At 70.3% G+C, this 13,367-nt stretch carries 14 protein-coding genes; 5 read left to right on the top strand and 9 right to left on the bottom strand.

Annotated elements, in window-relative coordinates:
• Positions 1-61 precede the first annotated feature (61 nt).
• Positions 62-1,096 carry an ATP-binding cassette domain-containing protein gene (locus MRBLWH10_RS01400; RefSeq protein WP_341941381.1) on the top strand — a complete coding sequence of 345 codons (1,035 nt, stop codon included), beginning with the start codon at positions 62-64 and terminating at the stop codon, positions 1,094-1,096.
• Positions 1,093-1,872 carry an ABC transporter permease gene (locus MRBLWH10_RS01395; protein WP_105672796.1) on the top strand — a complete coding sequence of 260 codons (780 nt, stop codon included), beginning with the start codon at positions 1,093-1,095 and terminating at the stop codon, positions 1,870-1,872. Before MRBLWH10_RS01400 ends, MRBLWH10_RS01395 begins: the two co-directional genes overlap by 4 nt.
• Positions 1,873-1,942: 70 nt before the next feature.
• Here MRBLWH10_RS01395 and MRBLWH10_RS01390 read toward each other — a convergent pair whose 3' ends face one another.
• Complete coding sequence (locus tag MRBLWH10_RS01390; RefSeq protein ID WP_341941380.1) at positions 1,943-2,071, bottom strand: hypothetical protein; 129 nt, start codon at positions 2,069-2,071, stop codon at positions 1,943-1,945.
• On the bottom strand, positions 2,068-3,387 hold the full coding sequence (locus tag MRBLWH10_RS01385) for an FAD-dependent oxidoreductase (RefSeq protein ID WP_341941379.1): 1,320 nt from the start codon (positions 3,385-3,387) through the stop codon (positions 2,068-2,070). The genes MRBLWH10_RS01390 and MRBLWH10_RS01385 overlap by 4 nt, the downstream gene beginning before the upstream one ends.
• Positions 3,388-3,470: 83 nt before the next feature.
• Here MRBLWH10_RS01385 and MRBLWH10_RS01380 point away from each other — a divergent pair, with 83 nt between their 5' ends.
• Both MRBLWH10_RS01380 and MRBLWH10_RS01375 read left to right on the top strand, forming a co-directional pair.
• Positions 3,471-3,824, top strand: a complete 354-nt coding sequence (locus tag MRBLWH10_RS01380; RefSeq protein WP_105672797.1) for a metalloregulator ArsR/SmtB family transcription factor — start codon at positions 3,471-3,473, stop codon at positions 3,822-3,824.
• Between the two features lie 118 nt (positions 3,825-3,942).
• Positions 3,943-4,992, top strand: coding sequence for a hypothetical protein (locus MRBLWH10_RS01375; protein WP_341941378.1), 1,050 nt, complete (start codon positions 3,943-3,945; stop codon positions 4,990-4,992).
• Positions 4,993-4,996: 4 nt separating this feature from the next.
• On the opposite strand, the gene MRBLWH10_RS01370 is transcribed toward MRBLWH10_RS01375, so the two are convergent.
• A complete protein-coding gene (locus tag MRBLWH10_RS01370) occupies positions 4,997-5,995 on the bottom strand; it encodes an NADP-dependent oxidoreductase (RefSeq protein ID WP_341941377.1) in 999 nt (332 codons plus the stop codon).
• Between the two features lie 37 nt (positions 5,996-6,032).
• The gene (locus MRBLWH10_RS01365; protein ID WP_341941376.1) at positions 6,033-6,746 is read right to left on the bottom strand and encodes an SDR family oxidoreductase; all 714 of its coding nucleotides are present in this window, start codon (positions 6,744-6,746) and stop codon (positions 6,033-6,035) included.
• 104 nt (positions 6,747-6,850) lie between these two features.
• Here MRBLWH10_RS01365 and MRBLWH10_RS01360 point away from each other — a divergent pair, with 104 nt between their 5' ends.
• Positions 6,851-7,453: a TetR/AcrR family transcriptional regulator gene (locus tag MRBLWH10_RS01360; protein WP_341941375.1), complete on the top strand. Its 603-nt coding sequence runs from the start codon at positions 6,851-6,853 to the stop codon at positions 7,451-7,453.
• Between the two features lie 21 nt (positions 7,454-7,474).
• Here the strand turns inward: MRBLWH10_RS01360 and MRBLWH10_RS01355 are convergent, their stop codons facing one another.
• From MRBLWH10_RS01355 to MRBLWH10_RS01335, 5 genes are all read right to left on the bottom strand, one after another.
• Positions 7,475-8,851: a DUF6716 putative glycosyltransferase gene (locus MRBLWH10_RS01355; protein WP_341941374.1), complete on the bottom strand. Its 1,377-nt coding sequence runs from the start codon at positions 8,849-8,851 to the stop codon at positions 7,475-7,477.
• Entirely contained in the window at positions 8,848-9,720 is an 873-nt protein-coding gene (locus MRBLWH10_RS01350) for an N-acetylneuraminate synthase family protein (RefSeq protein ID WP_341941373.1), read from the bottom strand. The genes MRBLWH10_RS01355 and MRBLWH10_RS01350 overlap by 4 nt, the downstream gene beginning before the upstream one ends.
• Before the next feature lie 83 nt (positions 9,721-9,803).
• Positions 9,804-10,952, bottom strand: coding sequence for an acylneuraminate cytidylyltransferase (locus MRBLWH10_RS01345; RefSeq protein WP_341941372.1), 1,149 nt, complete (start codon positions 10,950-10,952; stop codon positions 9,804-9,806).
• Positions 10,949-12,298, bottom strand: coding sequence for a polysialyltransferase family glycosyltransferase (locus tag MRBLWH10_RS01340; protein ID WP_341941371.1), 1,350 nt, complete (start codon positions 12,296-12,298; stop codon positions 10,949-10,951). The genes MRBLWH10_RS01345 and MRBLWH10_RS01340 overlap by 4 nt, the downstream gene beginning before the upstream one ends.
• Positions 12,295-13,275 (bottom strand): glycosyltransferase family 2 protein, encoded by a 981-nt coding sequence (locus MRBLWH10_RS01335; RefSeq protein ID WP_341941370.1) that lies wholly within the window; start codon positions 13,273-13,275, stop codon positions 12,295-12,297. Before MRBLWH10_RS01335 ends, MRBLWH10_RS01340 begins: the two co-directional genes overlap by 4 nt.
• Positions 13,276-13,367: the final 92 nt, after the last annotated feature.

Genomic DNA, 13,367 nt, shown 5'->3' with positions numbered 1-13,367 from the left:
GTCTCAAGATTCGCAGATATTGCGGACAGAATCTGTCCTGGTTGGTTTCTACCTTCGAGGTATGGCAACTGAACCCATCATCGAAACCGAGGGCCTGACCAAGGTCTTCACCGTCAAGAAGACGTCGGTCGACGCGGTCACCGACCTCTCCTTCACCGCGGCGCGCGGAGAACTCGTCGCGTTCCTCGGACCGAACGGAGCCGGGAAGTCCACGAGCCTGCGGATGCTCACGACGCTGATCCCGCCGACGTCCGGCACGGCACGGGTGGTCGGTCACGACATCCGCACGGATGCCGCCGGCGTCCGCGCCCGGATCGGCTACGTCGGCCAGCTCACGAGCGGGAGCTTCTCGCAGCGGGTGCGCGATGAGCTCCTCAGTCAGGGAGCGTTCTACGGGATGTCGAAGCGCGACAGCGCGCGCCGGGCCGACGAGCTCATCGACTCCCTCGATCTCGGCTCCTTCGCCGCCCGCACCGTGCAGCAGCTCAGCGGCGGGCAGAAGCGCCGCCTCGACATCGCCCTCGGACTCATGCACGCCCCGCCGCTGATCTTCCTCGACGAGCCGTCGACAGGCCTCGACCCGCAGAGCAGGGCCAACCTCTGGGAGCACATCCTCGACCTCCGCACCCAGCACGGCACGACGGTGTTCCTCACCACGCACTATCTCGAAGAGGCTGATCGCTACGCCGAGCGCGTCATGGTGATGGACAAGGGCCGCATCATCGCCGACGACGACGCCGCCGCGCTCAAGGCGACGCTGGCCGGGGATGTCCTCACCTTCGGCTTCGCCGATGACGCGGATGCCGCGAGCGCTCGTGCCGTGATCTCCCGGCTCAGCCCCGCCGAGGTCACGGTCGACGCGGACTCCGTGTCTCTCGCCGTTCCGGACGGGGACCTCCTGCTCCCCGTGATCGTCCGCGAGCTGGATGCCGCCGGCATCCAGGTGCGCAGGGCGACCGGCGTGCCGCCCACGCTCGACGACGTGTTCCTCGCCCTGACCGGCCGCACCCTGCGGGACGCGGGCGAGGGAGCCGCAGACGCGGCATCCGATTCCGAAGCCCCCAGCGAAACCACCCGGACGGGAGTCCTCTCATGACCACCATCGAGACCCTCGTGCGCCCGAACCTCGCCAGGGACACGAAGAACGTCCTCGCTCGCGAGCTCAGGCCCGTCGTACGAGATCCGTTCACGCTGATCTTCAGCCTGCTCCAGCCGCTCGTGTTCCTCGGGCTGTTCGCGCCGCTGCTGATCGGCGGCTCCGGTCGACCTGCCGGCGAGACGCTGGCGTGGTTCGTGCCTGGCGTGCTCGTCATGATCGTCCTGTTCGGCACCGGCGCGACCGGCTCGAATCTGCAGTACGAGATGATGACCGGCTCGCACGAGCGCACTCTCGTCGCCCCTCTCGCCCGGTCGTCGCTGTTGATCGGCCGTGCGCTCAAGGAGGTCGCCCCGATCGTCGTGCAGTCGATCGTGATCGTCCTGATCGCCTGGCCCTTCGGATTCGCGATCGACCTGCCCGGCCTCCTCATCGGGCTGGCCCTGCTCGCGGTGTTCGGCGTGGGGCTCGGCTCGCTCTCCTACTCGCTGGCTCTGGCCACGAAGGATCGAGAGTGGCTGTTCTGGGGTGTGCAGCAGGCCCTGATCTTCCCGCTGCTGATCCTGTCGGGCATGCTCCTGCCGCTCGACGACGGACCCGCATGGATGCGCGCCGTGGCCTCGGTGAACCCCGTGAACTGGGTCGTGCAGGCCGAGCGCGCGCTGTTCGCCGGAGACCTCGGCGACATCACTGTGCTGTGGGGCTGGGTCGCGGCGGCCGCGGTCGCGGTGGTCGGACTCGCTGTCGGCATCCGGTCGATCCGCCGCAGCAGCTGATCGATCGGTCAGAGGCCTCCCTCTGATGAGGGAGGCCTCTGGTCCGCCGACCCGCCGGCGATCGCGCCGATCAGCCGCTGCAGGCGGAAAGCCCTTCGATGAGCACCGCATGCCGCCGGGCGCCGTCGTTCGGTCCGCGCAGGAGGCGCGAGATCCGTCCTCCGTCGCCCTGGCTCATCGGGCGGATGCCGATCGTCATGAGCAGCAGGACGATCCGGTCGCGTCTCCCGTGGAGCAGACCCCGGTCGCCGGCAGCGAGAGAACGACCTGCGCCGCCGAGGGGAGGTCTCCATCCAGCCATGCGGTGACGGAGCGGACCTGCTCGTAACCGGTGGCGAGGAGGAACGTCGGCGCCCGCCCGTAGGACTTCATCCCGACGACGAAGAACCCCGGCTCGGGATGCGTGAGCTCTCGGAACCCGTGCGGTTCGACCGTCCCGCAGGAGTGGACGTTCGGATCGATCAGCGGGGCCAGCCGCTTCGGCGCCTCGACGATGTCATCCAGCTCGAGGCGGATCTCGCGGAGCATGTCCAGGTCGGGACGGAACCCGGTCGCGTTGACGACCAGATCCGCCTCCACCATCCCCGGCTCTCCGCGGCGCGTGCCGACGATTCGGATCCCGTCACCGGAGGGTTCGAGACCGGAGATCTCGAACGAGTCGACCACCGCGACGGCTCCGGACGCGACAAGTCGGTCGGTACGGGTGCCGAGCTTCGCACGATCGGGCAGCTCGTCATCCGGCGAGGACGACACCCTGATCGCGGAAGGGTTCCGGATCACCCACGTCGCCTGCGTCCCCGGCTCATCGCGAACCAGCTTGCCGAGGGCGATGAGGGTGTTCGCCGCCGAATGCCCGGCCCCGACGACCACCGTATGCCGACCGGCGAACCGCTCCCGATCCGCCCCGAGGACATCCGGCAGGGCATGCAGCACCCGGTCGGCGACCCTGTCGAACCCGAGCGGGATGAGGCCGGAGGAGGCGAGGGGGTTCGGGGTCGAGTAGGTGCCGGACGCATCGATCACCGCCCGCGCCGTCTGCTCCTCGACCTGACCGTCTGCACGCTGGATGCGCAGCAGGAACGGGGCCTGCGCGCGCCCGGCCGTCCGGGTGCGGTCCATGCCCTCCCTCGACACCGCGATCACACGGGAGGCGAACCGGATCCGCGATCCGATCTCGGGAAGCCCCGCGAGAGGTACCAGGTAGTCGTCGACGAGCTCCTGCCCGGTCGGCGCGCGCCCCTCCGTGGGCATCGCCCATCCCGATGCCTCCAGCAGTCGCCGCGACGCGGGATCGACCAGGTGGCGCCACGGGGAGAACAGGCGGGTGTGCCCCCAGCGCTGGACGGACGCGGCCACCCGCTCCCCTGCCTCGAGGATCATGAAGTCGATGCCGCGCTCGGCGAGGTTCGCCGCGGCCGCGAGGCCGATCGGGCCGGCGCCGATGACCACGACCGGCAACGTCGAGAGCCGGTCGGAAGCGACCGTCCGGGGAGTGAGATCGAGCAGCGTCACCATCAGGATCCTCCATATATCGATGAATGTCGATGCAAGTATGGGCGTATCTATCGATGACTGTCAATATCGATTAGTATCGATACATGGTCCAGCTGCTCGAGGTCACCGATGTCTCCGCCGGCACCACCTGCTGCGCTCCGCTCGTGAAGGAACCGCTCGGACAGCATGACGCGGAGCATCTCGCCGCCCGCCTGAAGGCCCTCGCAGATCCGGCCCGACTGCGGCTGCTGTCGATCGTCGCCTCCAGCACCGACCAGGAGGCGTGCGTCTGCGACCTCATCGACCCGGTCGGCCTGTCCCAGCCGACGGTCTCCCATCACCTCAAGGTGCTCACCACCGCCGGGTTCCTGACTCGCTCCCAGCGGGGCACCTGGGCGTACTACCGTCTCGTGCCGGATGCTCTGACCTCGGTGTCCGCGGTGCTCGTCGACGCGTGACTCCCGCCGCGACGCCCCTGTTCCGGCCGCCCGTCCGGGTGTAGCGTCCCCTCCATACGCGGCCGTTCGACGATGCCGGCAGCGCCGCCGCATCCCGTGACGCCCTGAGGGGACGACGATGATGGAGAACCCGGTACGCCCGCCTTCCACGGTGCTGAAGACCCACCGCTACCTGCGGCTCTCCCTGGTCTTCGTCGTCTTCGCGATCCTGGCGAGCGTGCTGATCCAGACGGCCGTGGTCTCCTGGCGTCCGCTGGAGTTCGGCTGGAACATGCTGCCGTCGATCAGCCACTACTTCTACACGCCCGTCCGCACCGTGTTCGTCGGAGCGCTGATCGCGGCATCCCTCGCTCTCCTCGCGCTCTCCGGCCGCTCGCGCGCCGTCACCCTCCTCGACATCTCGGCGCTCTTCGCTCCGCTGATCGCCCTCGTGCCCACGGGCATCGCTCCGTCTCAGCGCACGCCGGAGCAGATCTGCCCCGAGAGCGGCGACTGCGTGCCGGACGAGTACCTGGACGGCGCACGGGCGGGCATCACCGTCTACGCGGTGGTCGTGTTCACCACGATCATCGTCATGGCCCTGGTCCGCAGACACGACCGACTCCGACGCGAGCGGAGCACCCGTCCGGCGCTCAGCCCCGAGGAGCACGCCGAGCAGACACTGCTGCGGGAGGATGCCGCGCGGAGCCGGAAGTCAGCGGCGATCGTGTCGTGGGTCGCCGCCGCCACCGCGGTCGTGATGCTCGCCCTCGCGTTCGCCCCCGGTCTCAGCGACGGGTTCCCGTTCAACTTCTGGCCGTTCCCCTCCAGCATCCACTTCGCGGCGACCCTGCTGTTCTTCGGCACGTTCGCGGCCGTTCCCCTCCTGCATGCCCGCGAGGACGAGAGCGACGAGCAGACGGCGCCCGCGCCCTGGCAGAGGACCCTCTACCGCTGGGTCAGCCGCTGCATGGCCGGAGACCTCGTCGTCCTCATCGTGGCCTTCGCGATCCGCGATCACCTGAACGGCTTCCCGCTCGTCCTGATCGGGGAGGCGTTCGCGCTGTCTCTCTTCGCCGTGTTCTGGTGGGTGCAGACCCTGCAGAGGTGGGACGACGAGTACGCGCCCTACCTCGTCGACCCCGATGCGCCGCCGCCCGGCCCCGCCGAGGGCGCGCTCCCACGGTGAGACGTCACGTCGACACCGTGATCACCACTTTGCCGCGGCTCACCCCTGCGGCGACATCGGCGAGAGCCTCCGGCACCTGAGCGAACGGATAGGTCCGCGCGACGATGGGGCGGATCATCCGCCGCTCCACGAGATCGGTGATCTCCCGGAGCTGCTCACCATCGGCGTGCATGAAGAGGAACTCGTACGCCACCCCGAGCCTTTTCGCCTGACGACGGATCCTGCGGCTGAGAGCGGTGATCGCGAGGACGAGGAGCGGGTTGAGCCCCGCAGCTCTGGCGAAAGCCGGATCCGGCGGCCCCGAGATGCCGATCGCCCGCCCGCCCGGCTTCAGCACACGCAGCGACTTCTCGAGGTTCTCGCCTCCGAGGCTGTCCAGCACCAGGTCGTACCCCGAGAGGACCTCCGCGAAGTCCTCTCGGCGGTAGTCGATCACGACGTCGGCGCCGAGGTCACGGACGAAATCGGCATTGGCGCCGCTCGCTGTGGTGGCCACGTGCGCCCCGAGGTGCCTGGCGAGCTGGATCGCGATGGACCCCACTCCGCCGGCGCCGGCGTGGATGAGGACCTTCTGCCCCGGAGCGAGCCGCCCCCTCTCCACCAGCGCCTGCCAGGCGGTGAGAGCGACGAGGGGCAACGACCCCGCCTCGGCCATCGAGATGTTCGCCGGTTTCGCAGCCAGATCGGCTTCGTCGACCGCGATGCGCTCGGCGAACGTCCCGATCCGCGCCGCGTCCGGTCGCGCGTACACCTCATCGCCGGGACGGAATCCCCGCACCAGCCGTCCGACGCGGATCACCGTACCCGCGACGTCGTTGCCGAGCACGAGGGGGAGCGCGTAGGGAAGGATCTGCGCGAACTCTCCGCTGCGGATCTTCTCGTCGAGCTGGTTGACGCCCGCCGCTTCGACCCGCACCAGCACGTCGGTGTCGCCGACCTCCGGCTCGGCGACGTCCTGAAGCTCCAGTGGTCGCCTGTACTTCTTGACGACGAATGCGCGCATGTTCTTCTCCTGTCTTCTCGTGACCGTCTGAGCCGGGTCAGATCGTCGTGGTGCGAAGCTGCGGGTACACCGCTTCGAGCGGCGCGCTGAGACCCGCCTTCAGCTGCACGGAGGTGTCGTCGGCGAGAACCTCGTACTCGTCGCGCTCGGTGGCATCGAGAACCGCGGCCACGAGCGCGGCGGGGTCCGTCTTCGGGTCGGAGACGTGAGCGGCCATCGCCGTGTCGACGTACCCGACGTGCACCCCCACGACGTGGACACCGGCCGGAGCGAGTTCCAGTCGAAGGGAGTTGGTCGCCGACCACAGCGCGGCCTTGGTGGCGCTGTAGATGCCTCCGACCGCGTACCACGCGAGTGCCGAGTGGATGTCGATGATCGCAGCACCGGGCCGTCCGGAGAGGAGGGGCGCATACGCACGAGCGAGGAAGAGCGGGCCGAGGAAGTTCGTCTCGACGTTGCGGCGGATGTCCTCATCGGAATGGGAGAGGATGCCGGCGGTGGGCACGGATGCACCGGCGTTGTTGACGAGCACGGTCACGTCGGGCGCCGCCTCGACGACCGCACGGATCGATGCGGGATCGGTCACATCGAGGACCAGAGGAACCACGCGGGGATCCGTCCACTCCCGCGGGGTGCGGGCGGTGGCGTACACCTTGGCCGCCCCACGCGCGAGCGCCTGTTCGACGAAACGGGTGCCGATCCCGCCGTTCGCTCCGGTGATGAGGACGACGGCGCCGTTGAGTGTGGGCATGAGCAGATCTCTCTTCTGTGGGGACAATGGGTGATGATGGTGAGTGCGCGTGAGCGACTCCACTCATAACTGAGTGCACTCAGTTTCTATTCCGAGAGGATCACATGTCGGCCCAGCTCGCATCCGCAGGGCGTCGTGAGCGCAACAAGCAGCAGAAGCTGGAGCGGATCACGGCGGCCGCCGCTGCGCTCTTCGCCGAGTACGGCGTCGACGACGTGACCACCCAGCAGATCGCCGAGAAGGCGGACGTCGGCACCGGCACCGTGTTCCTCTACGCGAAGACGAAAGGCGAGCTGCTGCTGCTCGTGCAGAACGCGCACTACGCCGAGGCGCTCGAGAAGGGCCGGCACGCCGCCGAGGCGATGACAGATGCGCTCGATGCGGTGATGGCGCTCCTTCGACCGATCATCGAATGCAACCGCGTCCAGATCGACAACGGACGAACCTACCTCCGCGAAATGGTCTTCGGAAGCGTGGACGACGAACGCCACGCCGAGGCCCTCGCGATCGTGGGATCAACGGAAGACGCGGTCGCCCGCATCCTCAGCCGGGGCATGGTCGATGCGGAGGCGCGGGCGACGACCCAGGCGCGAGTCGTGTCGGCGATCATGTTCCTCACGATGGCCGCCACGGTGAACGCGACACGCAGCATCGACGACCTCGCCGACGACATCAGACGACAGATCGCCGCCGTCATCGGCCGTTGACCGGTCGCGGAAGTCGATCCGCTACCGACGGATCGAGTCGTGGAACGGGTTCGGCTCGAGCGTGAAGTCGGTGCCCGCATCGCCCCACGTGCCCAGACCCGCAGGCTGACGACGTCGGCGCACCGCGGCGAGCGCTCGTGTGGCGGGCACTCCGACCGCCAGCGCGACCCGTCCGGCGAGAGTGCGGTCGTCGCGGCCCAGCACGCTCGCCCGGTGCCAGGCCTCGTGCAGCGCACCACCGCGCGCCGCAGGGACACGTCGCGCGGGGAGCGAGCCCTCTCGACGCCGCACGACGAGCTCCTCGACCCGCTCCCACCACGTGGACTCGATCTCGGGATGGAAGTAGTTGTCGCGCAGCCAGTCGGGATGCGGATGCCGGAACCGCCCTGCGACGACCTCGCTCCGCCCGCCGAGCAGCCCGCTGCCGACGAACACGGTGTTCAGCAGCGACTTGCTCACCCCGAAGCTGTCGAGAGCGATGACCGGGACGCCCTGGGCCACGGCCTCGATCGCGGCGGTGGAGCTCACCGTGACGAGCCCCGCGGCGGTCGAGAGCGCGGCGGCCATGGAGTCGTACGAGAACACGAGGTTGTCGGGGCGGCGCTCGCCGAGCAGCTCGGTGTACGCGTCGCGCTCCAGGTGCGTCTCCACCTCGCCCGGCCGCGACCGCAGCTTCACGACCACGCGTCGACCGGGATCGGCCTTCGCCGCCCGCACCAGCGTCGCGGCGATCTCGGCGCGCTCCTCCCGATCCGCCGGCACGAGCGCCTGCGCCGCGAAGACGATGTCGGTCGCCGCGGCCTTCGCGAGAGCGGGCGCCGAAGACGTCGGCTTCTCGTCGACCAGGACCCCGCGCTCCGCCCTGGCGCGCGCGACGGCGGGCGACAGCATCCGCGCCCGCGTCCTCGCGAAGGGGAGCGTCGCGAGCGCGGTCGGCACGTCGACGCCGATGCGGCCGCCCAGTTCGGCGAACGCCCGCTCCTCCCGATGCGAGTGCACCACCAGGAGGTCGACGTGGCGGCGATAGTCCAGGGCTCCGCGCTGCGCGGGGATCGCCATCCCCGGAAGACCCGCCACCGTCACGGGGCGGTGCCGCAGGCCGTCGATCATCCGCCCCATCAGCCGCACGAACGGACCCCGGCCGGCGAGCAGCACGACGTCGGGGCGCTGCGCCTCGAGCCACGGCGCCGTCTCGCGGAACATCACCCGCGACACGGCGCTCGGATCGAGCCCTGCGCCCGCGAGCGCCGTGCGCTCCTGGGCGGCGCTCGCGGTCAGCGGGGTCTTCACCAGCAGCAGATGCGGTCGAATGCCGGGGACGGCGCCGAGCAGCGACGCCGACCACTTCACGAACGAGTCGGCGTCCGCGATCGCGACGACCCGCAGCCCGGTGCTCATGCCGGGATGCGACGCAGCTTCGCCATGGGCGCGCGCTCGCTGTCGAAGACGCGCTTGACGCCGTCGCCGAGGGCCTTCTCGATCACGCGGATGTCGCGCACCAGGTGCTCGAGACCCGTGGGTTCGAGGGATGCCGCGTGGTCGGAGCCCCACATGGTGCGGTCCAGCGTGATGTGGCGTTCGACCGCGACGGCGCCGAGGGCGACGGCGGCGAGGGAGATCTGCAGGCCGCGCTCGTGGCCCGAGTATCCGACCGGCACGCCGGCGTAGCGGTCGCGGAGGGTCGAGATCACCCGCAGGTTCGCCTCCTCCGGCTCGAGGGGATACGTCGAGGTCGCGTGCATGAGCACGACCCGGTCGGTGCCGAGCGTGTCCAGGGCGCGGTCGATCTGCTCGATCGTCGACATGCCGGTGGAGAGGATGACGGGCTTGCCGGTCTCGCGCAGCGCGATCAGCAGCTCGGTGTCGGTGAGGCTGGCCGAGGCGACCTTGTGGGCGACGACGCCCAGGTCTTCGAGGAACGCGACGCTGGGCACATCCCACGGCGAGGCGAACCAGTCGAGACCCAGCATCGTGGCGTGGTCGCCGATCTCGATGTACTCGTCGCGGCCGAACTCGACCCGGCGGCGGTAGTCGAGGTAGCTCATGGTGCCCCACGGCGTCTCGCGCGGCACGTCACGCATGTGCTCGGGGGTGGAGATCTCGGGCGTGCGCTTCTGGAACTTCACGGCATCCGCCCCCGCGCGCGCCGCCACGTCGATGAGCTTCTTCGCGATGTCGACGTCGCCGTTGTGGTTCAGGCCGATCTCCGCGATGACGTAGGCGGGACGACCGCCTCCGATGACGTGCGATCCGATGCTGACAGTCATGATTCCTCCGGTCTGCGAATGCCTTCTCTCCTGGGTACGCGCCGACGGTGAACTGCGCCCAACACCCGGGTTACCGGCGCACGTCAGCTGGACAACACGCGTTCGACCAGTTCGCGAACAGCTCCCCGTCCGCCCTCGCGCGACAGCACCACCCGCGCCGCCTCGATGACGAGCGGGTGCGCGTTCGCGACCGCGACGGGCCACCCGACGATGCGCAGTGCGGGGAGGTCGTTCACGTCGTTGCCGAGGTAGGCGACGTCCGCGAGATCGAGGCCCTGTTCCGCGGCCCAGCCGCGCAGCGCCGTCTCCTTGTCGTCGATGCCGTGCAGCACCGGCACGCGCAGCTTCTCGGCGCGTGCCCGCACGACGGGGTTCACCTCGGTGGAGAGGATCAGCATCGGCACCCCCGCGGCTCGCAGGAGAGCGACGCCCATGCCGTCCTCGCGACTCACCTGCACGCGCTCCCCGCCGTCGGCGTCGATGATCGCGGTGTCGTCGGTGTGCACGCCGTCGAAGTCGGTGACGACGGCCTTCACCGGGATCGGATGCCGCTGCTCGTGCAGCGCCGCCAGAGAGCGCGCGATGCGCAGCTGCTGCTCGTCGTCGATCTCGATCGCGGTCCACTCCGGAACCTCTGCGATCGCGGTGCGGCCGAAGAAGCGGTGCCGGCTCTCGCGGAAGCCCGCGGCCGAGAACACGTAGAAGGCCCCGGTCTCGAGGTAGTGCGGCTCCCGGTCCTGCCTGAGGGGTCGGCGCGCGGCGTCGTGATTGATCGCGGCAGCACTGCCGTCGGCATCCCTCCTCCAGAGGAAGCCGTAGGTCTCGTAGGCCGAGAACATGCTGTCTGCGCGCCCTTCGGCGACCTGCGCGACGGCGTCGGAGAGGGCCTCGGCGGGGATGAACGGCGACGTCGCCTGCAGGAACGCGACGACCCCCGTCTCGATCCCGTCCGCCGCGAGTTCGTCGAGCGCGTGCAGGATCGCGCTCTCGGAGGTCGCCGTGTCACCGGAGAGCTCGGCGGGGCGGCGCACGATCCGCGCACCGGCCGCTGCGCCGATCGCCGCGATCTCCTCGTCGTCGGTCGACACCACGACGAGGTCGATGCTGTCCGCCGCGAGCGCGGCATGCACCGCCCTGGCCACGAGTGGGACACCGCCCACGCGCTGTACGTTCTTGCGCGGCACCTGCTTCGATCCGCCCCGCGCGGGGATGATCGCCACCGTCGATGTCATCGTCCTCGTATCGCCTTCCATGCCCTGCCGGCCCTCCGCCTCGCGCCGAGAGCCGTCAACCGCCATTCCTCCATGCGCCCGATCCCGCCGGCCGGTCGCAGCACCCGCCGCAGCGTCCCCTCGTCGGGGGCTCCCGGCAGCCGGAGCTCCGTGAGCCGCTGGGCGGAGAAGTACCTGTCGCGTTCGACGGCATCCATGCCCCGCAGCAGCTCCTCCGCGCGCGGGCGGAGGTGACCGGCGATCTCCGGCTGCATCGCGTACCCGACGGCGTCGATGAGCAGCTGCAGCCGCTCGGGATCGGCGTAGCCCGATGCGGGCCGGGTGAGGGCGTCGACGATGGTCGCCGGGATGCGGTTGCTGTTCTCGAACGGCGTCAGCCTCGCCAGCACGGTGCCGGTGCCGGCCGCGCCGATCTCCCGGTCGAACAGGGCGCGCACGGTCGGCAGGGCGGTGGAGAACCCGGCCACGACGGCGAGGACGTCGAGGCGCTCCGCGAGCATCTCGGCCGCGAGCGCCCCCCGGTACTCGGCGAACGCGATGCCGAGGGATGCCGCGCGGGCCCGCAGCGCGTCGGTGTGCAGGGGTGGCGCCGACGGATGCGGCTTGAACACGATCCGCTCGGGCGACCAGGCCGCTGCACGATCGATCAGCTCGGCCTGCAGCGCGACCTCCTCCTCGGCCGTCATGAGGCCGAGGGCGGAGAGGTACTGCCCGAGCACGAGCACGGTCGGCATCCCGTCGTCGAGTCCCGCGGCGTCGCCCGCCGCGGTCTCCTCGAAGACCGTGCGGAACCGCGCCGCCGGCACGGGGACGAACTCCGCGTGCGGCGCCCCGACGAGCGGCCGCACCCCCTGCACGACATCGGCGTGCACCACGCGCTCGATGCGCGCCGACACCGTGTGCCCCAGCGCGACCCGCATCGGCGAGTAGGTCATGAGCCCGTCGCCGATGATCGTGATCCGTGCGCCGGGGAAGAGCGTCATCAGCGTGCGCGCGGGCGCGACCTGGGGGCTCTGCACGAACAGCTCGAGCCCGCGCGGATCGAGGTTCCAGGCGCGACGCAGCAGCCGCTCCAGCATCGGGAGGTCGCCCTCCCTCGGCTTCCACGCGCTGGGGTGAGCGGCCCCGAGCAGCACGTCCAGGTCCTCCACGCGGTCGAACCGCTCCCGCAGCGAGCGCAGCGCGGGGTCAGCGGCGATGCCGACCATCGTCTCGGGCACCCGCGACGACGTGAACGGCACGAGGACCCGTTCGGCCCGGCCATCCGCGTCGAGCAGTCCGGCGTCGATCGCGGCGACCGCGGTGGCGAGCCCGTAGGCGCTGTGCAGCGCGAAGATCTGCGTCATGCGTCGCTCCCCACCCGACGCAGCAGGGGCGCCAGCACCCGCCGCCGCGGCCCGTCGAGCCGCCCGATCACTCCCGCCACGTCGTCGGCGGGAAGACGTTCCAGCAGACCGAGGATGCCGCTGCGCATCTCCGCACGCAGCGAACTCGTCATCCGCCGTGACCGCACGAGATGCCGCGAGCTCAGCGCCAGCACGGTCCACGTCGCCTTGGGCAGGAAGCGCTCGGCATCCCGGTCCGACGCCACCACGTCGAGCACCTCCGTCATCGCGCGCACGAAGTCGAGCTGGCGGCGATCGCGGATCTGTGTGAGGGAGGTCGCGACCCCGCGGCGGTACAGCAGCGCCGGAGCGTCGACCACCGCGAACGACTCCGCTTCGAGGTGCAGACGCCAGATCCACGGCCGGTCCTCGGCCGTGAAGAGTCCGGGAGAGAAGGCGGCGAGGCCGGCATCGAGCACGCGCCGGTGGAACATGCCCGCCCACGCGAAGGGGTAGTCGACCATGGTCGGCTCGTTCTCGGGGAGGATCGCGTCGCGCGGCGAGAGCACCCGCTCGCGCCAGGGCTGCGGGGCGCGGTGCAGGGCCCGCTTGGCGCCGGTGACGGTGACGTGGTCGGTGCGGACGAAGTCGCAGTCCAGCTCCCTCAGCCGCTCCGCCAGCACGGAGAGGCGGTGCGGCTGCATCCAGTCGTCTCCGTCGACGAAGCAGAAGGCCTCGCCCTCGACGTGCGCGAGGCCCTGGTTCCGCGCGCTCGCGAGACCCTGCGGCCGCGGGTTCGTGAGCACCGCGGAGTGCGGGAAGCGCTCGGCGTAGCGGCGCATGAGCTGCCCGGTGTCGTCGCGGGAGCCGTCGTCGATCATGACCAGCTTGAGCGCGGCGAGGTCGTCGAACTGGCGCGTGAGGGTCTCCAGCGTGGTCGCGATGTACGGGCCGGCGTCCTTGGCGGGGAGGATGACGGTGACGAGGGGAGCGCGCATGGTGCCACGGATGCTGGCACGCGAGCGTTGCCGCCCGGCGACGTCGAGGTGAACACGGGGTGTCCTGCCCGCCCGCTCCCAGGTCGATCCCT

Source organism: Microbacterium sp. LWH10-1.2, assembly GCF_038397765.1.
Taxonomy (GTDB): domain Bacteria; phylum Actinomycetota; class Actinomycetes; order Actinomycetales; family Microbacteriaceae; genus Microbacterium; species Microbacterium natoriense.
Note: the sequence above shows the minus strand (reverse complement) of the source record. Positions and strands in the feature narration are given on the sequence as shown.

Excerpts from the sequence above, each read along its gene's own strand:
- MRBLWH10_RS01400 (WP_341941381.1), top strand. The coding sequence starts at position 62 with ATGGCAACTGAACCCATCATCGAAACCGAGGGCCTGACCAAGGTCTTC.
- MRBLWH10_RS01395 (WP_105672796.1), top strand. The coding sequence starts at position 1,093 with ATGACCACCATCGAGACCCTCGTGCGCCCGAACCTCGCCAGGGACACG.
- MRBLWH10_RS01390 (WP_341941380.1), bottom strand. The coding sequence starts at position 2,071 with ATGACGATCGGCATCCGCCCGATGAGCCAGGGCGACGGAGGACGGATC.
- MRBLWH10_RS01385 (WP_341941379.1), bottom strand. The coding sequence starts at position 3,387 with ATGGTGACGCTGCTCGATCTCACTCCCCGGACGGTCGCTTCCGACCGG.
- MRBLWH10_RS01380 (WP_105672797.1), top strand. The coding sequence starts at position 3,471 with ATGGTCCAGCTGCTCGAGGTCACCGATGTCTCCGCCGGCACCACCTGC.
- MRBLWH10_RS01375 (WP_341941378.1), top strand. The coding sequence starts at position 3,943 with ATGATGGAGAACCCGGTACGCCCGCCTTCCACGGTGCTGAAGACCCAC.
- MRBLWH10_RS01370 (WP_341941377.1), bottom strand. The coding sequence starts at position 5,995 with ATGCGCGCATTCGTCGTCAAGAAGTACAGGCGACCACTGGAGCTTCAG.
- MRBLWH10_RS01365 (WP_341941376.1), bottom strand. The coding sequence starts at position 6,746 with ATGCCCACACTCAACGGCGCCGTCGTCCTCATCACCGGAGCGAACGGC.
- MRBLWH10_RS01360 (WP_341941375.1), top strand. The coding sequence starts at position 6,851 with ATGTCGGCCCAGCTCGCATCCGCAGGGCGTCGTGAGCGCAACAAGCAG.
- MRBLWH10_RS01355 (WP_341941374.1), bottom strand. The coding sequence starts at position 8,851 with ATGAGCACCGGGCTGCGGGTCGTCGCGATCGCGGACGCCGACTCGTTC.
- MRBLWH10_RS01350 (WP_341941373.1), bottom strand. The coding sequence starts at position 9,720 with ATGACTGTCAGCATCGGATCGCACGTCATCGGAGGCGGTCGTCCCGCC.
- MRBLWH10_RS01345 (WP_341941372.1), bottom strand. The coding sequence starts at position 10,952 with ATGACATCGACGGTGGCGATCATCCCCGCGCGGGGCGGATCGAAGCAG.
- MRBLWH10_RS01340 (WP_341941371.1), bottom strand. The coding sequence starts at position 12,298 with ATGACGCAGATCTTCGCGCTGCACAGCGCCTACGGGCTCGCCACCGCG.
- MRBLWH10_RS01335 (WP_341941370.1), bottom strand. The coding sequence starts at position 13,275 with ATGCGCGCTCCCCTCGTCACCGTCATCCTCCCCGCCAAGGACGCCGGC.